The organism is Candidatus Xiphinematobacter sp., assembly GCA_016766635.1.
Classification (GTDB): domain Bacteria; phylum Verrucomicrobiota; class Verrucomicrobiia; order Chthoniobacterales; family Xiphinematobacteraceae; genus Xiphinematobacter.
The window spans coordinates 632,074-652,350 of record CP068473.1 but is presented as its reverse complement, the minus strand read 5'-3'; the positions used below and the strand labels follow the sequence as shown (position 1 = coordinate 652,350).

18 protein-coding genes and 1 tRNA gene are annotated in these 20,277 nt (G+C 49.2%); 7 read left to right on the top strand and 12 right to left on the bottom strand.

Annotated features, from left to right (window positions below):
* Positions 1-256 precede the first annotated feature (256 nt).
* Together JMM79_02885 and JMM79_02880 are read left to right on the top strand one after the other, a co-directional pair.
* Complete coding sequence (locus JMM79_02885) at positions 257-1,540, top strand: HlyC/CorC family transporter (protein QQY08179.1); 1,284 nt, start codon at positions 257-259, stop codon at positions 1,538-1,540.
* Complete coding sequence (locus JMM79_02880; protein ID QQY08178.1) at positions 1,537-2,532, top strand: DUF21 domain-containing protein; 996 nt, start codon at positions 1,537-1,539, stop codon at positions 2,530-2,532. Before JMM79_02885 ends, JMM79_02880 begins: the two co-directional genes overlap by 4 nt.
* On the opposite strand, the gene lpxD is transcribed toward JMM79_02880, so the two are convergent.
* From lpxD to JMM79_02860, 4 genes are all read right to left on the bottom strand, one after another.
* Complete coding sequence (lpxD, locus tag JMM79_02875) at positions 2,524-3,549, bottom strand: UDP-3-O-(3-hydroxymyristoyl)glucosamine N-acyltransferase (GenBank protein ID QQY08177.1); 1,026 nt, start codon at positions 3,547-3,549, stop codon at positions 2,524-2,526. The genes JMM79_02880 and lpxD overlap by 9 nt on opposite strands.
* A gap of 146 nt (positions 3,550-3,695) precedes the next feature.
* Complete coding sequence (locus JMM79_02870; GenBank protein QQY08176.1) at positions 3,696-4,199, bottom strand: OmpH family outer membrane protein; 504 nt, start codon at positions 4,197-4,199, stop codon at positions 3,696-3,698.
* 176 nt (positions 4,200-4,375) lie between these two features.
* Complete coding sequence (gene bamA / locus JMM79_02865; GenBank protein ID QQY08175.1) at positions 4,376-6,718, bottom strand: outer membrane protein assembly factor BamA; 2,343 nt, start codon at positions 6,716-6,718, stop codon at positions 4,376-4,378.
* Between the two features lie 191 nt (positions 6,719-6,909).
* Positions 6,910-7,707, bottom strand: coding sequence for an HAD family hydrolase (locus JMM79_02860; GenBank protein ID QQY08174.1), 798 nt, complete (start codon positions 7,705-7,707; stop codon positions 6,910-6,912).
* 363 nt (positions 7,708-8,070) lie between these two features.
* Here JMM79_02860 and JMM79_02855 point away from each other — a divergent pair, with 363 nt between their 5' ends.
* A complete protein-coding gene (locus tag JMM79_02855; protein QQY08173.1) occupies positions 8,071-9,423 on the top strand; it encodes a carbohydrate porin in 1,353 nt (450 codons plus the stop codon).
* Between the two features lie 55 nt (positions 9,424-9,478).
* Here the strand turns inward: JMM79_02855 and JMM79_02850 are convergent.
* The 4 genes from JMM79_02850 to JMM79_02835 form a co-directional block, all read right to left on the bottom strand.
* Positions 9,479-9,564: transfer RNA gene (locus JMM79_02850), tRNA-Ser, on the bottom strand.
* Between the two features lie 83 nt (positions 9,565-9,647).
* A complete protein-coding gene (locus JMM79_02845) occupies positions 9,648-10,430 on the bottom strand; it encodes an ABC transporter permease (GenBank protein QQY08763.1) in 783 nt (260 codons plus the stop codon).
* Positions 10,430-11,176: an ABC transporter ATP-binding protein gene (locus tag JMM79_02840; GenBank protein ID QQY08762.1), complete on the bottom strand. Its 747-nt coding sequence runs from the start codon at positions 11,174-11,176 to the stop codon at positions 10,430-10,432. The genes JMM79_02845 and JMM79_02840 overlap by 1 nt, the downstream gene beginning before the upstream one ends.
* Positions 11,177-11,240: 64 nt before the next feature.
* Entirely contained in the window at positions 11,241-12,158 is a 918-nt protein-coding gene (locus tag JMM79_02835) for an ABC transporter substrate-binding protein (protein ID QQY08172.1), read from the bottom strand.
* A 180-nt stretch (positions 12,159-12,338) separates the two neighbouring features.
* Here JMM79_02835 and JMM79_02830 point away from each other — a divergent pair, with 180 nt between their 5' ends.
* Genes JMM79_02830 through JMM79_02815 form a run of 4 tightly spaced genes read left to right on the top strand, consistent with a single transcriptional unit; the run spans position 12,339 to position 16,840 of the window.
* Complete coding sequence (locus JMM79_02830) at positions 12,339-13,187, top strand: hypothetical protein (protein ID QQY08171.1); 849 nt, start codon at positions 12,339-12,341, stop codon at positions 13,185-13,187.
* Positions 13,184-14,383 carry a tetraacyldisaccharide 4'-kinase gene (lpxK, locus tag JMM79_02825; protein QQY08170.1) on the top strand — a complete coding sequence of 400 codons (1,200 nt, stop codon included), beginning with the start codon at positions 13,184-13,186 and terminating at the stop codon, positions 14,381-14,383. The genes JMM79_02830 and lpxK overlap by 4 nt, the downstream gene beginning before the upstream one ends.
* A 19-nt stretch (positions 14,384-14,402) precedes the next feature.
* Complete coding sequence (mnmE, locus tag JMM79_02820; GenBank protein QQY08169.1) at positions 14,403-15,758, top strand: tRNA uridine-5-carboxymethylaminomethyl(34) synthesis GTPase MnmE; 1,356 nt, start codon at positions 14,403-14,405, stop codon at positions 15,756-15,758.
* 2 nt (positions 15,759-15,760) lie between these two features.
* The gene (locus JMM79_02815) at positions 15,761-16,840 is read left to right on the top strand and encodes a quinone-dependent dihydroorotate dehydrogenase (protein ID QQY08168.1); all 1,080 of its coding nucleotides are present in this window, start codon (positions 15,761-15,763) and stop codon (positions 16,838-16,840) included.
* On the opposite strand, the gene hisA is transcribed toward JMM79_02815, so the two are convergent.
* From hisA to JMM79_02795, 4 genes are all read right to left on the bottom strand, one after another.
* On the bottom strand, positions 16,808-17,539 hold the full coding sequence (hisA, locus tag JMM79_02810) for a 1-(5-phosphoribosyl)-5-[(5-phosphoribosylamino)methylideneamino]imidazole-4-carboxamide isomerase (GenBank protein QQY08167.1): 732 nt from the start codon (positions 17,537-17,539) through the stop codon (positions 16,808-16,810). The two genes, JMM79_02815 and hisA, sit on opposite strands and share 33 nt — an antisense overlap.
* Positions 17,517-18,182, bottom strand: a complete 666-nt coding sequence (gene hisH, locus JMM79_02805; protein QQY08166.1) for an imidazole glycerol phosphate synthase subunit HisH — start codon at positions 18,180-18,182, stop codon at positions 17,517-17,519. Before hisH ends, hisA begins: the two co-directional genes overlap by 23 nt.
* A gap of 13 nt (positions 18,183-18,195) precedes the next feature.
* Positions 18,196-18,783, bottom strand: coding sequence for an imidazoleglycerol-phosphate dehydratase HisB (gene hisB / locus JMM79_02800; GenBank protein ID QQY08165.1), 588 nt, complete (start codon positions 18,781-18,783; stop codon positions 18,196-18,198).
* Between the two features lie 203 nt (positions 18,784-18,986).
* A complete protein-coding gene (locus JMM79_02795) occupies positions 18,987-20,276 on the bottom strand; it encodes a hypothetical protein (GenBank protein ID QQY08164.1) in 1,290 nt (429 codons plus the stop codon).
* Position 20,277: the final 1 nt, after the last annotated feature.

Below are 20,277 nucleotides of genomic sequence, written 5' to 3'. Positions count from 1 at the left end.
AAAAGTGCCACCGGTCCCATTTAGTTTAGCCAAAAGCCGTCTTCTCTCAGCTGGTAACAGCTATCGGGATGCCCTCTACTTAGCTAGTATGGAGGTTACCACGTTGGATATTAGGAAGTTGTTACTTAAAAGCCGTTAGAGGAAAAATGCCGTCTCTTCCAATTTCTTGAAATCTCCAACCAAAGGGGACAGAGTGTCCTTAGTTCTCGGTCGGGGGATGGAAAAAGTCTCTCCGTACTCACATACCTTCTGAGGGATGAATGGAGTTTCGTATCTGCTTCTACCCCTAGGCGTTTTGCTGGTTTTCACCTCAGCTATTCTTTCCATGGTAAGTGCGTCGTTTTCTGCTTTGACAGAAACCATGAAACAGATTGCACGTAAGAAAGACAGAGTATTTGCACAACGGCTAGAAAAATGGATGTGTTCTCGAAGAGAAGTTTTAAGCGCTATTAACATTGTAGATGGCTTAGTAACGCTTCTGCTTATCTTCGTTTGTCTATGGTGGATAGACGTTCAAGGCATTAGTACTTACCTGCCAGGGTGGATGTTGGCCATGTTGCTCTTTACAGCGGCCACTCTCTTCTGTGAGCTTCTACCAAAGCTCATTGGTCTAGCGCAACCGGTGTTTGTTTTGTCCATCTGTTGGCCCATTGTATCTGGCATTCACCGGTTGCTGGAACCCATTATTTGCCTAGTACTAACGTGGAATGATGCCTGGGTGAATAGATTCAGAAGCAATCTCATTCTTTCTGATGGTACACTTTCTCTGGAAGAGCTACGGTCTCTGCTTGAGGTAAGCGAAGAAGAGGGAGGGTTACAGCATGAAGAGGCCGTACTTTTTCAAAAGATTATCAGGCTGTCATCTGAGGTAGCTAATCACTGCATGATTCCACGAGTAGACACTTTCACGCTACCTGATGATCTTACAAACGCTCAGGCAACGGTTCTCATCCGAGAGATGAGGTATAGGCAGGTGCCGATACGAGGCGAAACACCGGACGAAATCCTTGGTATTCTGGACACCAGAAATTTCCTTCTCTCTCCTGAGAGACACTACACAGGCATGCTCCAGCCCCCTTCCCTTGTACCAGAAACTATCCAAGCTTTGGATCTGCTTGTTGCCTTCCAGATTCAGAGAAAAAACGTGGCGATTCTACTGGACGAGTACGGAGGAATCGAGGGACTTGTGACTTTTTCCGATCTTCTAGAGGAAATTTTTGACGAGGATGGCCATGACCACAGAAACTCTCCATCTATTATTTCAATAGAGGGTGGAAGGTTTTTGGCAAGTGGCGGGCTGCATCTCGATGATCTTGGAGAGGTATTGGGTATTGATACTTCTGACTTTTCTGCTCACACCATTGGAGGGATGCTGATCGAGCATTTTGGGCAACTACCTAGGGTTGGGGCTTCTATGCCACTGGTGAATTGGGAAGTCTGCGTTCGACAGATTTCTAGGAAGCGCGTTCTGGAAGTTCTTATTTCTCCACTACAGACAATCCATACAAGCTCAGCGGTACCCCCCCCACTGCTCAAATGATTTTTATTACAATTTTCTCCTGTATGTTTATCCTTGCGCTTTCCGGCATTGAGTCTGTACTCAACACTAACCGAGCTCGGCTACACCACTACACCAAACTTGGTGACGCTACAGTGTCTACTCTACGTTCACTTCTAGCACAGAGGGACCGCTTATTGGTTACAGTAAGAACGTTTTCCTCTGTCTTTCGAATGCTTTCTCTTGCATCGTTATATTCCTTTCTTGCACCAAGAATCGGTGTTCTTAGCACTGCAGCAGCAACAGCATTGAGCATCCCTTTACTGACGCTATTCTCGGTGATACTTCCTCAGGCACTGTTCCGGCGACTTCCAATTTCTGTTGCGATAGCTTCTGTCGGCGCTCTTTCCTTTTTTCAAAAGATCACGCGGCCCCTTGCCCCTTTGCTTAGTTGGCTAGCCAGTCCCTTTGTTGCCCGTGACAAGCGCGAGCAGTTATCCGCGCAGACTCTTGCAGCCACTGTGGAAATTGGGCGTGCTGTCTCAAGTCTTACGGAGACAGGTCAGCTGAGCCATGCGGCTTCTCAGCTGATCCAGAATCTTCTTAGATGTAGAGGTAAAAGGATTTCCTCTTTCATAATTCCCCTCCAAGACGTGGCACACGCTAGTCCAGATACACCCATCTCTGAACTCCTACAACTTTCCAGCCATACCAAAACTGAGCAAGTCCTTATTTTAGGAGAACGCGGGCAGATTACGGGAATAATAGACATTCTTGACCTTCTGCTGGAAGGCATTCGTGTTGGAAGATCTAAATCTCATACTAGAAATATTGCCTCGGTTTCTTCCGCCGAGAGTATCTATACAGCTATTCGAAAAATGCGAACTGCCAAAACTAACACCTGTGCTGTCACCGCGCAGATCTCTGGGCATGTGCTAGGCGTTGTCACCATGGACACCCTTCTTCAGTGCCTCCTTATAGGAAGGGGGAAGAAATCGCACCACCTCCCCAGAGGGACGACACTTCTATTGTAAGAGCTTGATAATTACCTCTTCCAAGCGCCGCACTCGTGCATAAAGCTTCTCCAGACGTTCCACATGGAATAACCTACGCTTGTAGGCCCTTATAGGACGGGCTGGCACTCCAATTAGTACCTCTTTTGGGGAAGCGGACTTGACCACTCCAGACTTTGCAGCAATGATTGCCCCGTCTCCTATTTCTATGTGACCATTGATTCCCGCCTGCCCTGCAATGGTTACACGGCGCCCTATCCTGGCACTCCCTGCAATCCCTGCTTGACCGCAGAGAATGGAGCACTCCCCGACGGTGGCGTTGTGGGCGATCTGAACGAGGTTGTCAACTTTAACTCCTTTTTGGATCCAGGTGCGCCCAAAGCGCGCACGATCTACCGTAGTATTAGCACCAATTTCCACATCATCATCCACTTGCACAATACCCCTCTGTGGTAGTTTAATATGCTCTCCTCTCAAATATTCAAACCCGAAGCCGTCTGAGCCCAAGACTACACCGGGATGGAGAATTACCCTATTTCCGACCAAGCACCGTGCCAGAATACTCACACGAGGGTATAGAAGGCACTTCTCCCCGATAGTGACCTTTTGTCCTATGTAACAATGCGCCCCTATTATTGTTTCTGCACCAATTTGAGCCCCAGGTTCTACTATAGCAAATGGCTGAATGCTTACCCCAGGAGAGATACAAGCCCCCTCTGCTACACAGGCAAGCCGGTGTATTCCTGGTGTATAGGGGGCGAGATCAGGCTCAGAAAAAAAATCAATCAGCTTGCCAAAAGCGGTCGTTGGATTTTCTACACGAAGAAGAATTGGTGGAACTGAACCCTCAAAATTCATGGGAACTAGAACGGCAGCAGCACGGCTGGAGCGCAACGCGCGCAGGTATTTGAGGTTCCCTAAAAATGTCACATCACTGCTCCCCGCATCCTCTACGGCAGAAACGCCATAGATCTCTACAGCCGCGGAGCTCAGAGGAACCTCTGCGTTAACGAGCTGTGCAACTTTCCCAAGCCTCATCCTCAAAGCCTCTCATCAGGCCCGAGCCCTCCTTCAAAGCAGGATGTAGGATGTATACGCCGCTGACCTCCCTAAACCAGACGGGACTCAGCAAAGACCATCCCCCAAGGGCTCTCCCTTTTTAATAAGGGGAAAGGAAAAGCAAACTAGGCCTTCTTAGGTTTCTTCTCCTTTGGTGCCCCCTTATTCAGCTCAGAAATAACCTGAGCGGTCAAATCAACATCGTTGGCGGCGTAGAGAACCACCGGAATTCCTCCGAAACCAAGTCCAGATTTATCAAAAACAAAATCGTAGCTAACAGCCTTCACCTTAGCGTTCACCACCTTCATGATGTCCTGAACGATATCCGCCCGCATACGCCCAAACTTCTCTTGGAGCTGCTGTTCTCTCATAGTCCGAAAACTGGAGCATTCACGGTCAAGTTCTCTTGCCTCCTTAACCTTTGCCTCACGTTTTTTGGTCTTTTCCGCCTTAGTTAATCCGCTAAGCTCAGGTTTCTTGATTTCCTGACCTAGGACTTCAATCGCCTTCATGGTGTCCTTCAATTTCGCGAGCCGCTCTTCTAAGTGCTGCTTGGAGGACTCTCGTTCGGCATTAAGCTGGCTTTGAGCTTCCTTTGTTTTGTAGTACTCCGTGAAAACACGGTTCATATCTACAGCGCCAATTCTAACGGCATGTGCAGAGGCCCCGAACAGAAGGATACCCGCTGCGAGGAGGGAGGAAGAAAGAAGAGATAATGATTGAGGCATAATACTTAGTGCAGTGCTATTAGTGCTATCAGGTTGCTACTTGGTTTTCCGGTTGTTCTTTGGATCTTACGGACGATTTAAAACTGGTACCCAACGTTGAATTGGAACCTTCCTTTGTTATGGTTATACTCATCGCATTTGATTGGGTATCCAAAATCGAAACGAACAGGCGTACCTGCAAGAAAATCTAGATGGATGCCAATACCAACATCCCCGTTCATGTTTTCCGCCGAAAAGTCATAGCTACCTGCATTCACTCCTCCCCAATCCGTAAAGAAAGCGCCGCGAATCCTAGGTAGAATGGGAAACGTGACCTCTAGCGTACCATAGAAAAGCGAACTTCCCCCAATGGCATTCCCAAACTTATCTTTTGGCCCCACATCCCGAAAATCGAACCCCCGAAGATTACCAGGTCCTCCTAGATAAAGCCGATCAAAAATCGGAACAATTCCTCCCTTACGCATCCCACCCCAACTGGTTGTAACAGCAATTTTAGCTTTTGCCATAAAAATAAAATCCCGCGGCAGTAGTGTGTACCGTACAACGTCTAAGCTCAATCCGTAATCCTGAACATCCCCACCCAGTGTACCCCCAGAAAGGAAATTAGTGTACCTAATTGTAGCGCCGCGCCTGGGCAAAAGAAGATTGTCACGTGTGTCATAGTCTAATCCTGCAGACAGGGATTTTCTCATGTATCTCCCCTCGGAATTCCGAATATACGGACCAGTATTTTTAGCCACACTATGGATATGAATCCTCTCTCCACGACATTCACCCCGCATGGAAATAAACGAGGTGATAGGAAGACGGAAGTGGACTGCTCCCCCGTAAAACATTTGGTCGTAGACTGCACTAAAATAGTCGGCATCATGGTAGTAGCTCTCCACACCCACCAAAAGCTTACGGCTCAGGAACCAGGGCTCCTCCAAGGAAGCTATAAAATCTTTTCTCTCAAGACCATACTGCATTCGAATTCGAAGACGTTGACCAGCACCACAGAAAGTTGGCCAGCCAAATAGGTTGAAGTTAGATTGTTGAAGCTCTGCGAAACCAACCAAACTATCGATGCTGCTATAACCTGCTCCTATGTTAAAATTCCCTGTACTCTTCTCCTCTAGAAGGACATGTAAGTCTCTCCGTCCAGGAACGAGAGTGGTTTGCGGAAAAAGATCTACGCGTGAGAAGTAATTTAAGTTCTGTAGGCGAGATTGGCTAATACCTACCCGTTTCGTGTCGAAAATTTCCCCGGGTTTTAGGGCAAGCTCCCGCCGGACTACAAAGTCTCTAGTACGGGTATTTCCCTGGATGCTGATGAGGTTAACGTAAGACCGTATCCCTTCATCTATGCTAAGTAGAAGATCAACTCGCGAAATCCCAACTGGAATAACGCGAGGGACCACGCTGTGGTCCAGAAAGCCACGCCTCCCGTAAAATCCATTGATTGCCTTAAGATTGGCGTGCAAACCCTTTGGGGTATAGAGGGAGCCCACCTTCATCCTGAGGAGGCCAAGCAATCTACGTGCCCTACTGTGGGAAATACCATTAAATCTGATGGCCCGAATGCGATATTGTGTCCCCTCCTTGATTTTGTAGATAACCTCCACCTTGTGCTGTGGAGTGGACCTTGTTTGTATATTAATACATCGAGCATCTGCAAAACCATGATTCTGGTAAAGAAGACGGATTCTACGCTTATCTTCCTCCAATTGTTCCGAAGCCAGTGTGCCACTCCCGTTAATGAAGGAGAGTAGATTGCGTCTCTTTGTCTTCAAGGCAGCACGCAATGCCCTGCTTGAGAGGGAACTGTTTCCAACGAAAGAGATCCCCTTTACAATCATACGTGGTCCTTCTATGATGCTGAAGATAACCCGAACGCGGTCTTTCTCTTTCTTAGTGGGTCTAGGCTGCATGGAAAAGGACACTCGCACTTGCCCAAAGTTTTTGCTCTCGTAAAGGCTAATGATCTTCCGTCGATCCTCCGCCAGACACTCTTCCTTCAAAGTCTGGCCAGCTTTAGCGGAAATTTCCCTACGCACACGGGCAAGCGGGACTTGATTAGCGCCCTTGATGTGAACAGCAGCTATCGAAGGTCTTCCCCGAATGAGGACCACCATCTTTACTCCACCAAGAAAAGGTTCTGCAAAGATGCGTACATCTGAAACCAATCCCGTCGCATAAAGGGAGCGTACATCCTGCCTCGCAAGTCGCCGGCTGTAGGGCAGTCCCTTTTTCATGCTTAGGTTCGCAAGAATGCGTTCCTTGCTAGCCTTTGGAGGGTGGCCAACAAACCGAATATCAATTCTTTGCACTAAGGGATTCCCCTGTGCTGACTGTGCTGAAAGAACATCCCGCATCAGCATAAGAGAAGCGCAGATCGTCCAGCATAGAATGATAACCGGACGGGAAAGGTGAGTAGTCACAAAGTCACAACGATCGATAGGTTGAGGATAATATTCTTTACAGTTGGAAGCAGAAGTTTCTGCGGAGTGGCCTCAATCAGGCCACCAGTACATGCCAAACCATGCGTTATCTAAGCGACTACTAAACACTGGAAAAGCTGCAAAAAACGCTAAGTAGACACCTACAAGGGACACAAGCAACATTCCTCGGCTCATCGGGAATGCGCGTCCATCTCCCTAACTAAAGCTGGGAGCTCGCGCAGAGCAGAAATTCCCGTATAGGGCCGTGGCCGCTCCCCCGCCCCAAAGGCGTGGAACCAGACGCTACGGATACCCGCGTTGTGGGCTCCTGCAACATCCCGTTCTTCGCTATTACCTACCATGATCACTTTGGAGGGGAGCGTATCTAATTTTTCTATCAACTGGAAGAAGATTTCCGCCCTTGGCTTCCCTATGCCTTTCTCTCCTGAAATGGAAATTGCCTGGAAAAATGGTTCCAACCCGGAAACAATTATTTTTTCCCTCTGCAGGGAAGGGGCCCCATTCGTCAACATTCCTAGACAATAGCGAGGATACAAGCACGCTAGAACTTCCTTAGCACCAGGCATCAGAATCTGAAATTTACGGCGGGCCTGGCTAAACTCCTCAGATAGTTCTAAACCCACGTCAGGGGGAATCCTGGGTAATTGTCTCTGCAACGCGACAGAAAAAACAGCCTTCCGGAAGGGAATAGCCCAATTTCTAAGTCTCCGTAACTCTTCCTGTTCATCAGTAAATCGACCCCATAGACATTCAAGAGCACTAATTCCGACGCTGTCGCAGTAGGAATGGCAGGGCCCTGAACTCCAGAGTTTGTGAGCCAGATTCTGACAATCTCTTATGAAGCTTCCTATCTTAATAATTCCGAAGCGAGAGGCCTTTATACCAACTTCCTCAAAGGCCAGCATAGAGGCTGCCTCGTCTGTTATCAACGTGTCGTCTAAGTCAAAAATGATGGCCCGAACCCCCATTTAACATCCTCCGCGTCCTCGCTGTGAGTTGTAAATCCTTTAAATCCCATAGACAAAAAACCAGTGTAGTGTAATACGCGAGTCAAATGCAAGTCGAACAAGAAAAAAGGTCCTGGCTATTGAAAGCAGGAACGGGATACCTCAATAATCTAGAGAGCAAATAAGCAGAGATTTTTCTCTAGCCAAATATGGGGGGTGTGTTATCCTGGAGGTGTGTGTCGCTGGTGGTCCGATTGCTAGTTGGCCTGTGCGGGGTCACCGGAGAGGCTGCGCCGCGGCTTGTCGTATGCTACTCTTTCAAGTGGTAAAGGAAGTATGTCACTTTTTTTGAGACGTTACCTGTGCTGGGAAAGGCAAGGGTTCGTGCTACTCTTCTTCTTCTTTTATGGCGCACTGTTTGCGTCGACCGCGAACGGCAGCAGGCACACTAGCCAGCCAGGTGCCATTGAACAGTGGTGGGGTGGTTCCCATCTTGCGGGGAACTGGTGGGGGAACCGTCAGTTCTTAGAAGGTCGTGGTCTCGATCTCGGCGGAAGTTTCTCTGCTGTTTATCACGGGGTTGCCCCAAGTAGGGTCGGGGGGGATTCCATTTTCTGTCACTGCGTTTCGCTGACAGCTGCTTTCGATTTTGAAAAAATGCTGGGATTCGGTGGGCTCTCCGGACGGGCTGGAATCCAGTGGCAGACGGGAAGGGACATCAATAGAAGAAGGGTCGGCGCGGGACATGCCTTTAGCCCTGCAGCCTTTGCTGGGCATTGGAGGTGGCAATTGCGGCCGGTAGACCTCATCTATGTGACGCCGAGACTGTTTGGCATCAAGGAGTTCTTCACTATTGCCGGTGGTTGGCAAAACCCGAAAGACCATCTCATGCTGCAATCCAGCGCGAGTCTGTTTCAGAATTGCGCGTTTGGTGGCGGCGGAGGGTTATTAGCAAACGGTGTTGCCTTCGACGGATCCCACTTAGCTTGGGGGGGGTATGCTAGAGTCCGACCAACTAGTTGGTCCCATGTACAGGTAGGCCTCTGGGGCGCGGTCCCGGAAGGTCTAAGCTGGAGAGGCCGGGGAGCACATTTTCGACTAGCGCGTCCGTTCAAGCACAGTAGGATATTTGCTATGGGGGAGATGGGGATAACCACGGGGCTGGGTGCTGCGCTACTTCCTGGCAAATACGTCGTTGGTAGCTTTTACTGGGGGGTACCCAATCGCTCCTTTCTTGGAGCTACCTATCCAGGCCAATTGGGGTTTTATTGGCAGGCTGACCAGATGCTTTATCGGGAGGAAGCAACGGTCCTCGTTGACGAGTCTCAACGGCGGCTTGAGTTAAATGCTGGGGTTTCCAGGGGCGTGAGCGCGCGACCCCAACAAGGGCTTTACTCTTTTTGGTGTGTTAGCCATGCACCCAAATTCAGCAGTATTATACCATTTTTCCTACGTGCAGGATTGCTTTATAAGGGGCCTATCCCAGGTTGGGATAAAGATGAACTCGGTATTGCCTTCGCATTTGGCAATTGTAGCCATTACTCTGTCCTTGCTCGCCACACGCAGGGTAGATTTCTTCAGAAGACGAGCGAGGCTATATGGGAGGTTGACTACCGCTTCCAAGCCAATAAATGGCTGCATGTGCAGCCGTTCTTGGAATACTTTTTCCGGCCCAGTAGTAACAGCCGTTTTCAAGATGCTCTAGTGCTAGGGGCTTCTGTTCGGCTAACTTTCTAGCAGTGGTTTTGTCACTCTATCCCTTGCTCTCTCCGGCCAGACACCTATACTACCTCGGTGAGGGAGGGATTCGAACCCTCGGAGCCTTTTGAGCTCGGAGCTTTAGCAAAGCTCTGCTTTCAGCCTCTCAGCCACCTCACCCTTATACCCACGGGAGACATGACAAGGGAAATATGACGAAAAACTCACAGTGGGTTATTTAAATATGAAGGTCAAACTCCATTTCACAGCCTTGGAAGAGCCGCCGAAGAGGTACCCCATCTGTAATGCAAAAAGGCCTCCCACGGGGAAAAGAGGGTACGGTCTACAAGCAGTCCGATAAGTACAATAACAAGCATAACGCCAAATACCTGATCCATTGCATTGAGATCCCGCCCATAGTGGAGAAGCTGTCCTAGTCCAAAACCGGTTAAAACAGTGACGAAAATTTCTGCAGCCATTAGAGACCGCCAAGCAAATGCCCATCCCTGCTTCATCCCACCCACAAGGTGTGGAAGTGAGGCAGGGAGGATGACATGGATCCACGTGTGAATCCCGCTAGAGCCCATGGTTAGAGCTGATCGCACATAAATAGGTGAAGTAATACGTGCGCCACTTTCCGTAGCGATTATCACGGACCACAGAGTTCCCATCACTACCACAAACAGTAGTGCCGGTTCGGTTTGACCGAACCAAAGTAGCGCCACCGGAATCCAACAAACACTTGGGAGGGTCTGAAACCCTAAAGAAAGGAGGCCGATCGTGTCGTGAAGATACTGACGTTGAGCACTTAAAAAACCAAGCGGGATTCCAAAGAATAGACCAATGGCATAACCGATAAAGAGACGACTGAGAGTAATTTTTGTGGCCCCCAGCAGAGATCCATCGCGCAGTGCCTGCCAAAGATAGATGGCAATTTGTTCACATTTTGGAATAAGAACCGGGGAGAATTTTTCTGAGCAGGCGACGGCTTCCCATAAGCCCATAAGGGAGAGAAAAAACAGTGTCGAAACTATTACACGGTGGATCATCCTGTAACCTCCATTTCTCTGTTGGTTGAGAAACTTTTTAGTGTCGCGATAACGTGCGAGGAATATTGAGCTAGGGCAATGCTATTGATATCTCTTGGGCGGGAAAGTGGAATGGTAAATTCCCGAAAAATTCTTCCAGGGTTTGGAGAAAAGAGAACCACACGGTCTCCCAGGCACACAGCTTCGCGTACATTGTGGGTTATGAAAACAATAGTCTTCTGCCTTGCTTTCCAGAGATGCTGGATATCACAGTAAAGCTGCTCACAGGTAATTGCATCCAACGCACCAAATGGCTCATCCATTAAAAGTACATGTGGGTTTGGAGCTAAGGCCCTGGCTAGTGCAACACGCTGCTTCATTCCGCCAGAAAGCTCATGGATATTGTTCTTTTCGCAGTGAGCCAACCCCACTAGATGCAGATAGTGCCGTGCAACTGATAACCGCTCCTTAGCAGAGAGCTCTGGCTTAAGCTTAAGACCGAAGAGAACGTTGCCCAAAACATTAAGCCAAGGGAAAAGAGCGTGCTCCTGAAACATGACCATGCTGTTTCCTCCTGGTCCCTTAACATGCTTGCCACTGAGGAGGACCTCACCTGAATCTGGACGCTCCAAGCCAGCAATGATGTTTAGTAGGGTGGTTTTTCCGCAGCCGCTAGGACCAACCATGCAGATGAATTCTCCATCGTGAACGGAGAGCTGAATATTCTTTAGAGCAACAGTAGTTTGTTTATGTGTTACAAACATCTTACAAATCGCGCGTAGTTCAATGCGTGCCGACGATGAGTTGACAGAGGTAGCGTCCCTCCATTTACTTTTCAGATCCATGGAGCGGATGTGCACTAGGGGTAATTATCAAGTTTGAAAGATCAAAACATGCTCTGGAAAGCTTTGATAGACGGGCGTCAGCCATAAGCTGCTCAAAATCCCGCAGCTGGACAGCATTTTTAAAAATTATGCCTTTCCACACTTCACGAATTAACTTAACAGAAAGGTCCTGCCTGACGCTTTCCAAAAGCTCTTGCCGAATTTTCTCTTGTGCCTTCCTCGGATTGTTAGTGACCCAAATTGTCAGCTCTTGGTGGGCAGCTAGGAATCTCCGCGCGATGGCTGGTTTTTCTTCTAGGAAACGTGCACTAGTTGCTAGTACCGCCGTCGCGGTGTCCCTCGGCCGGTGAAGAAGGTACCCACCGGCTTCTGTAAGGAGGCGACTCACCCATGGCTCAACTGTCCATGCCCCATCAATAGCACCTTTGGCAAATTGCGCGAAGATGTCAGGGTTTTCTAACGGGACAACACGAACGTCCCCACCAGTTAAACTGACCTGCATCCCATTATGGATTAGCCAAGCACGGCAAGCGACATCCTGGGTGTTGCCTAATTGGGGGGTGCAAATAGTTCTCCCTCGTAGATCCCTAGCAGATTTCCATTCCGGCCTGCGCACAACCAGTGCCTCTCCACCATAGGCAGCTCCTGAAAGGACTCGGATATCCTCCCCATTAGAACGCAGGTAGCCATTTAGTGCCGGATATGGACCGATATAGGTCAAGTCGATGGACCCGGAAAAAATAGCTTCCATAGCCGAGGGTCCCGCATGAAATACAAACCATTGCACATCAACCCCAGGTCCCAGACGTTCCTCAAACCAACCTTTCCCTTCTCTACTCATATTTGCGGCTACTAAAGCTTGGGCATGAGCAACGCTTGGAAGGAGCCCAACTCTAACCACCTCCCTGCTGGAGCCAGCGTGGATCCCACATAACAAAAAAACTATGCAAAAGAGAGCAACCAAGCGGTGGCTGGACTGCCTCACACCCGCAGTGGTATCTCCGTATACTACAAATTCCTCTGCGCACAAGAGCTCCCATCGCATCATTAGAGGCGGTTTTCGACCCACATCAAATTCCCTATGAAAAAAGAAGTTTTTGTTCACATTCCCGCTACCACGGCCAATCTGGGACCGGGGTTTGACTCACAAGCAATCGCCCTCAGCATATATAATTGCATTGTACTCCGTCGAGTATGGAGATCTTCCCAAGAAGAGATGGTTGAGGAGGTAGCGCGGGTGTTCTTTGAGGCATCACATCAGGAGCCCTTTGAGTTTTCATGCACCATCAATGGAGAGGTGCCACGGGCCAGAGGATTAGGTAGCAGTGTCACTGTGCGCCTTGGTGTGCTCATAGGATTGAATAACCTTTCAGAGAGTTTTCTTTCCGTGGGGGATCTCTACAAAATCTGCGCAAAACTTGAAGGACATCCAGACAATGCCGCTGCCGCAGCTTTTGGAGGGTTTGTCATCACTAGAGAGGATCTTAGCTTCCAGAAGTTTGAGCTCGCTTTAAATCTCCATTTTGTACTGCTAATTCCAGATTTTGAGGTTCGAACTCCAGATGCGCGTAAAGTCATTCCGGCCTCTATCTCTACAGAGGATGCTACGCTTTCTGCAGCGTACGCTGCCTGGACAGCAGCTGCTTTTGCATCTCGGAACTATCACGTGCTCCGGGGAGCGTTTAGGGATAGATTTCACCAGCCATATCGTCAATCCCTAGTACCCTTCCTAGATGAGGTCATCTGCGAAGCGGAAAAAGCTGGTGCCCTGGGAGGATGGCTGAGCGGCTCAGGATCTACCATCACCTGTTTAACTTTAAGTCATCCTGACCGAGTAGCAAATGCCATGCAAAAAGCTGCTCCTACCGGTTCATACCTATTGCATACGGTTGCAGATAATCTTGGTGCTCGTTTAATCTCCTGCTCATGATATCATGGGGGTCCTGGCTAGAGGCGCTAGAAACCTTTGCGGTAGAGGCTATCCTGGAGCGTCGTTGTGGCAAGCGGGCTGGGCTGCTCCGAAGTGTTTTATGGATTCTCTCTGCCATCACCTTTTTATGGGTTCGATTCCGTCTCGCTCTTTTTCAGAGAAGAATTTTCCGCCGGCGATCGATGGGTTGTCTTGTTATCAGCGTAGGAAATTTAACTGTAGGTGGTACTGGAAAAACTCCGGTAGTTGAAATGCTCGCTCACCAGCTACAAGCTAGAGGAAGGAAGGTGGCTATCCTCAGCCGAGGATATAAGAGCGCGCCTAAACCTCTCTTTCGAAGAATTCTGGAGAAAGTATTCTACAACACGCAATTTTTTGTTCCTCGCGTCGTTTCTGATGGCAAAGCGCTTCTCCTAGACTCACGCATAGCCGGTGACGAGCCGTTTATGCTAGCAAATAATCTGCGGGGGGTAATAGTGCTCGTCGACCGCGATCGTGTAAGAAGTGGACTCTTTGCCATCAAACACTTTGGGGCAGACATTTTACTGTTGGATGACGGATTCCAATATCTCAAAATGTGCCGCGCTGTTGAAATTGTTCTAATTGACAGTGAGGCACCATTTGGCAACGAATTTCTACTTCCACGTGGAACGTTGAGAGAACCGGCTAAGCATCTATGCCGGGCCACTCATATCTTAATTACTAAATGCACTAGGGAGGATAATTCCTTGCTTATCGCTCGCATACGGAAGCTGAATAGGACCGCAGAAATTGTCGAGTGCACCCACTGTCCTCGGCATCTCATCAACACCTGGACTGGAGAAGCCCGGCCCCTGAAGTTTCTGGAGGGCCTCCCCGTCGGTTCCCTCTGTGGAATTGCAGTACCAGAAAGTTTCGTGAATGCCCTAGAAACGTTAGGGGCAAGAGTGAGGCTAACCAGGACCTATCCGGATCATCATTGTTACTCTGTTAAGGAAGTGCAAGCATTTATACGACGATGCGCCCAGTGCAATCTCCAAGCTATTCTTACCACAGAAAAAGACGCTGTTCGCATTCCACAGATCGTAGATCCGGAGATTCCCGTCTATTTTATGCGTGTCGAGGTCAGAATTCTTCGGGAAGAGAGGGGTTGGAAGAATTTTATTGATGGCCTCGTCTCTCTCCCGCAACGGATACCAAAAAGGTTCTTTCTTTGATTCGATTCTGGAGACGTTTATGAGCAATAGTAGCACAGAGACCATTGTGGCAGTTTCTACCCCATTTGGTGAAGGGGCGATTGCCATGCTAAGAATCTCAGGCCCGGAAGCTTTTGTTGTTGCGAGGAGACTTTTTCGTTCCAGAGTCTCTTTTGAGAGGATGCGACCTCGTCACCTCTATTTTGGTCGCATTGTGGAGGAGATGGTTTCAATAGACGAAGGTTTATGCGCTATTTTCCATGCCCCGGCCAGTTATACTGGGGAAAATTTGGTAGAGCTAAGCTGTCACGGAGGGCTGGTAGTTCCAGCACAAGTTCTTCGACTTGCCCTAGATTTAGGGGCTCGTCTGGCTCATCCTGGAGAATTTACTCAACGAGCGTTCCTGAACGGAAAAATAGATTTAACGCAGGCTGAGGCAGTCATGGACCTTATTAAAGCACAAACTCTTCAGGCTGTGCGAGCTGCGGCTCTACAATTGGATGGGAGTATTAGTCGTGCAATGGGGGCCATTCGTAGTGAATTAATCCACATTCTTTCTCACTTAGAAGTCTCCATCGATTTTCCTGAGGAAGGGCTTGAGCTGGACACAGAAGAAACACTTTTAAAGAAAATTTCTCAGGCTCAGCGGCAAATAGATGCCCTGCTGTCCACAGAGAGTCATGGGCGGATGCTTAGAGAAGGCATTCGGCTTGTAATCTGTGGACCCCCTAATGTAGGAAAATCTAGTCTTCTCAACCGACTTTTGAAGTGTGACCGCGCCATTGTTAGTCATCTTCCAGGCACTACGCGCGATACCTTGGAAGAAAGCGTAAGCCTAAAAGGAATGCTGTTCCGCCTCACAGATACTGCAGGAATCCATCGTACTAGGGACCTCGTTGAGCTGGAGGGAATACGTCGGTCCTTTGCAGCAGCCGAAAAGGCTGACGTTATCCTTTATGTTGTCGATGCTGCGCAGTCCATCTCCCCCACTCCATCTGCCCTTCCAGAAGATAGGCTGCATCTAGTCTGGAACAAGATTGACTTGTTGGGAGAGCCGTTTTCTTGCCCACCAGCATCAGCAGCAGTCTCCTGCTTAACAGGAGCTGGTATTCCACGGCTAATCTCTAAAATTATAGAGTGGGCGAGTGGCTCAAGATATAGCAGCGATTGTGGGCAGCTAGTTACTATAAATGCTAGACACCAATCCTGTCTAAAACGTGCTGTGGTCTCTTTGGAGCGTGCCGGTGAATTAGCTAATAATGGAGTGGATAGCGAAGCGGAGTGCATTGCCTTTGAGCTCCGTACTGCCCTAGACGCTATAGGTGAAGTAACGGGCACTGTAGACCATGAGGAAGTTCTTAATTCGGTCTTCAGTAATTTCTGTCTAGGAAAGTGACAATGGCTCTCTACAGCTTCTTCCTACGCCAGTTGTTTTTCCGAATGGAAGCTGAGACAGCACATCGTCTTGTCCTTTCCTGCCTTTCATATCATCGGCTCCTCTCTCTAATAGAGAAGTGCTCCTTTAAGAGGGCACTGCCTAGGGGTCCGGTAATTTCCTTGTTTGGTCTCCAGTTTCGTAATCCGGTAGGACTTGCCGCGGGCATGGACAAAAATGGAATAGCCTTGCCCTCCTGGGAGAAACTGGGGTTTGGCTTCATAGAAGTCGGAACTATAACTGCATACCCCCAGAGTGGAAATCCCAGACCACGTTTATTCCGGTTCCCAGAATTGGAAGCTCTGGTCAATCGTATGGGGTTTAATAATGAAGGAGCAAAAAACGTTGCACTTCGGATGGAGCGTCTACGGCGTTCTGGCAATTGGCCCAGCATTCCTATCGGGATCAACATTGGAAAATCCCGGCTTACCCCACTTCACGCAGCCCAGGACGATTATCTGCGGAGCTTCCAATACCTCTATCCCTATGGGGACTACTTTGTGCTTAACGTCAGCTCCCCCAATACTCCTGGACTCCGCGCTCTCCAAAATACAGAACACTTGACTAGAATCATAAGCACACTACGGGCTTGGGAAGGAAAACACTCTAAGCCTCTCCTGATTAAAATCGATCCGGACCTTTCCCTGAAAGACATCGTTTCCATTGTCAAGTTTGCGGAGAAAGAGCATGTTGCCGGTCTCATTGCCACGAATACCACTCTAGACCACTCCTCCTTGCCGCCGGAACGAAACGAACTCGGTGGCCTCAGTGGAAAGCCGCTGCAGGCACGCTCTAATGCTGTAATCCGAAAAATCCGGCAGGTCTCCCCTATCCCAATAATTGGCGCAGGCGGAATCCTTGGAGCGGGGGCAGCACATGAAAAACTCTCCTCCGGAGCCAATCTAATCCAGATATATACAGGCTTCGTCTATCGTGGGCCAGCCTTGATCCAAGAGATTTTGCACGCTATCGCATCTCTTCCTACACGATCGGCAAATCAAGTGGGAGACTCATTCTCCCAATGGAGAAAGGGCACCGCGTAGGTCGCCTTTGATGCGGCCATCATAGAGAGCTCTACCAATGATAGATCCGTATGGGCGCGGCATCATGGCGTTAAGTCGCTGCAGGTCTTCCACACTTGAGATTCCCCCGCTAGCTATCAGCTGACAAGAGAGTAGAGAAAGTAAAAAGGAAAGTCCGCTAAAATTAGGACCCTGTAACATCCCGTCAGCGGTAATATCCGTATAGACAATTGTTGAGACGCCAATTTCCTGGATGGCCAGTGCCAGGTCAGAAGCGTGCTGGCTAGTACGGTGGGTCCAACCCTTAGTCGCAATCAGGCCATTGCACGCATCAATGCCGATGGCAATACGCTCATCTCCGAAGGCACGACACATCTCCCGCACGAACTCTAAGGATTCACTAGCGCACGTGCCAAGCACAACCCGAGAAACACCTGCCTCTAGAGCTGCCCTAATAGCAGATTTACTGCGCATCCCCCCACCAAGCTCACAGGGGATAGTTACCGCTTGGCAAATGGCACGAACAGAGGCCATATTCCTAGGATTTCCCTCGAATGCGGCGTCCAGGTCAACAATGTGTAACCAGTCCCCTCCGATAGCCTCCCATTGTCTTGCAACTTCTGGCGGATCTTCCGAATACACGGTCTTTTCGGTCGCTCTCCCCTGCTTCAGTCGTACGACCTGACCAGCCATCAAGTCAATTGCTGGAAGAAGTAGCATAAGCTGGGAGCGAGATAGGCTGGAGAGAGTGGAGAAAATTAGCGATGAATCGGAGCCCCGCAGACTGGCTCTTTTCCGGATGGAACTGAGTAGCCACTACCCGACCCTTTGTAATACTGGCGGCAAAGCGTACCCCATACTCGCACTCGGAGGAAATAACTTCAGAGTCCTGGGGAATGGGGTAGTAGGAATGTATGAAATAGACGCTTACGGGGAGTTCGATTCCATCGAAAAGGACAGGTTGTCTTACAGTCAACTCATTCCACCCTACATGGGGAACCTTGACCTTCCACCTGGGGAAGGAGACAACACGTCCAGCTAATAAGCCAAATCCTTTTGTTTCTGGCGACTCCTCACTAGACTCAAAGAGGAGGTGATAGCCCAAGCAGATTCCGAGATACGGGTGGCCCATCTCGATCCAACGGAGGATGGGAAGCCACAGCTTTTTTGTGCGCAGGCTTTGCACACAATGTCCAAAAGAGCCTACCCCCGGTACCACCAAGGCACTCCACTGAGTAGAGTCAAAGGCCACGGGTTGATCAACCAGGTGCACTGCAGCTCCACAAACCTCTAGTGCCTTTCGCACACTGCGTAAGTTGCTGCTCCCATAGTCTACCAAACCTACAGTGATGCCCCGCTTCATTGGAAACGTCGTTTCATACTAGACCCTTGGTACTTGGGATGCCAAGCATATCTGGATTAAGGCTAGTAGCGGCGGAAAGTGCGCGCGCTAGAGACTTAAAAATACCCTCTGCCATGTGATGAGAATTGCGACCACAGAGGACTTCCACGTGGAGGGTGAGAGCTGCATGAGTAGAGAAAGCTCGGAGAAATTCTTCTACAAGCTGGAACGAGAAGGAGCCAATACCTTCTACTTCCAATGGAGCATGGTAGACCAAAAGAGAGCGCCCACTAATGTCTACGACTGACCTTACGAGCGCTTCGTCCATAGGAATGTAGCTGCATCCGTAACGCACAAGCCCACTCTTACTTCCGAGTGCTTGGGCAAATGCTGCTCCCAACGTAATCCCTATATCTTCTACCGTATGATGAAGGTCTACAGCCATGTCTCCTTCGGCTACAATCTCTAAACCGAAAAGACCATGAAAGGCGAAAAGGTCCAACATGTGGTCGAAAAAAGGGATTCCAGTGGCGATCCCCTGATTTCCTCCGCCGTCGACGTCCAGAACCAAGCGCAACTGAGTCTCTCTAGTAGAGCGCTCTATTTTAGCGATGCGGGACATAAGGGCACGGCGGAAAATCAAGCTGAGGTAAGGAGGGTGAACCAGGCATCCTCCTTTTCCGACAGGAGCATTACAGCAGCTGTTCCATCTTGCCGAAATCCAGCTTACAGCCACTCATAGGGTGAATAAATGGCTCTTTTTGCTCCACAAGTCCACAAATATGTTTTTCAACAAAGGGTCTGGGTGACTGGGCTGATGGTTAATCAGGCTCTATAATTTCTTTCAGAGGAATTTTGAAATCTGGGTCGAATTTTGCATAGGACTTGTCTTGTACGCTCTGTAGCTCCATGGTGACGCCTCAAGCATTCTATAGCATTTTTGCAGAGTGCATTTGCCCAGGTAGGGTCACTAAGCATTCGTAGGAGGTTGCTCTGTAATTCTCGCTCATTATGGCTGGTCACAGCCCCTCCTATTGAGAGAAGTTCCTGAGTAAGAGCGCTAAAATTTTCCATATGGGGACCAAAGGTGATTGGCTTCCTGGCTGTAATGGCTTCGGCAGGGTTTTGTCCACCGCGGGCCGTGAGGCTTTTTCCAATGAAGACGGCATGGGCACATGAATACCAATCTCGAAGTTCTCCAATAGAATCTAGGACTAGGCAATTGATCCTGCCTAGAGGGAATAACCTAGTACTACGCAATGTAGGGTACAAGCCACAGTTAAAAAGGTCTTTTAAGACTCCCCTAGAGCGTTCTATATGGCGAGGAGCAATGAGAAGAAAAGTATTGGGAATAACCTGTTGAATAGCAAGAAAAGCTCGCCCCAAGATTTTTTCTTCTCCAGCATGTGTGCTCCCGCCAAGTAGAACAAGGGCATTTTTGGGGCAACCAACAGATAAAAGCAGCGGGCGAAGGTCTACTGGTGGGCGACGAGCTGCCCTTGCATCGTCGAATTTAATGCTCCCCGTGAGGTGGATTTGTGTTGAATGGACACCAATTTTTTCCCACCTGAGGATGTCCGAGGGATTTTGCACACATACAACATCAAGCGCATGGAGAATCGGCTTGACGGCAGATTGGAAGAAGAGACAGCGTCTCTCCGATCGAGGAGAGATTCTGGCGTTAATGAGTGCGATAGTCGCTCCATACTGCTTCGCTTCCCAGATAAGATTGGGCCATATTTCTGATTCAACAAGAATGAGTTGCCGAGGACGGATCAGGCAAACAGCTCGTCGCACCGTTGTAAAGAAGTCAATGGGGTTATAAATAACCTCGGTCGTCCTGCTTTTTTCTCTTTCTGCTAATGTAAAGCCCGTGGCAGTGGTGGTAGAGAGGGTGAAGTGGTGTCTAGGGGTTTCTCCTTCCATGCAACGGATGAGCTTTAGGGCAGTAAGCACCTCTCCCACACTGACGGCATGGATCCAAATCCGGGGGTGTGGTGTAGTCAAGCGAGCCCGTACGGCCCTCGAATAGATAGCGAGTCTCTGGCCGAACCGGTGTCCGCATTTTCTTCTCCCTAGGAACTGTACAAGCAGTCGTGGCAGGAAGACTGCCAAA

What these genes read in the sequence shown, in the direction of transcription:
- JMM79_02885 (QQY08179.1), top strand. Translation starts at nt 257, where the DNA reads ATGAATGGAGTTTCGTATCTGCTTCTACCCCTAGGCGTTTTGCTGGTT.
- JMM79_02880 (QQY08178.1), top strand. Translation starts at nt 1,537, where the DNA reads ATGATTTTTATTACAATTTTCTCCTGTATGTTTATCCTTGCGCTTTCC.
- lpxD (QQY08177.1), bottom strand. Translation starts at nt 3,549, where the DNA reads ATGAGGCTTGGGAAAGTTGCACAGCTCGTTAACGCAGAGGTTCCTCTG.
- JMM79_02870 (QQY08176.1), bottom strand. Translation starts at nt 4,199, where the DNA reads ATGAACCGTGTTTTCACGGAGTACTACAAAACAAAGGAAGCTCAAAGC.
- JMM79_02860 (QQY08174.1), bottom strand. Translation starts at nt 7,707, where the DNA reads ATGGGGGTTCGGGCCATCATTTTTGACTTAGACGACACGTTGATAACA.
- JMM79_02840 (QQY08762.1), bottom strand. Translation starts at nt 11,176, where the DNA reads ATGTTTGTAACACATAAACAAACTACTGTTGCTCTAAAGAATATTCAG.
- JMM79_02830 (QQY08171.1), top strand. Translation starts at nt 12,339, where the DNA reads ATGAAAAAAGAAGTTTTTGTTCACATTCCCGCTACCACGGCCAATCTG.
- lpxK (QQY08170.1), top strand. Translation starts at nt 13,184, where the DNA reads ATGATATCATGGGGGTCCTGGCTAGAGGCGCTAGAAACCTTTGCGGTA.
- mnmE (QQY08169.1), top strand. Translation starts at nt 14,403, where the DNA reads ATGAGCAATAGTAGCACAGAGACCATTGTGGCAGTTTCTACCCCATTT.
- JMM79_02815 (QQY08168.1), top strand. Translation starts at nt 15,761, where the DNA reads ATGGCTCTCTACAGCTTCTTCCTACGCCAGTTGTTTTTCCGAATGGAA.
- hisA (QQY08167.1), bottom strand. Translation starts at nt 17,539, where the DNA reads ATGCTACTTCTTCCAGCAATTGACTTGATGGCTGGTCAGGTCGTACGA.
- hisH (QQY08166.1), bottom strand. Translation starts at nt 18,182, where the DNA reads ATGAAGCGGGGCATCACTGTAGGTTTGGTAGACTATGGGAGCAGCAAC.
- hisB (QQY08165.1), bottom strand. Translation starts at nt 18,783, where the DNA reads ATGTCCCGCATCGCTAAAATAGAGCGCTCTACTAGAGAGACTCAGTTG.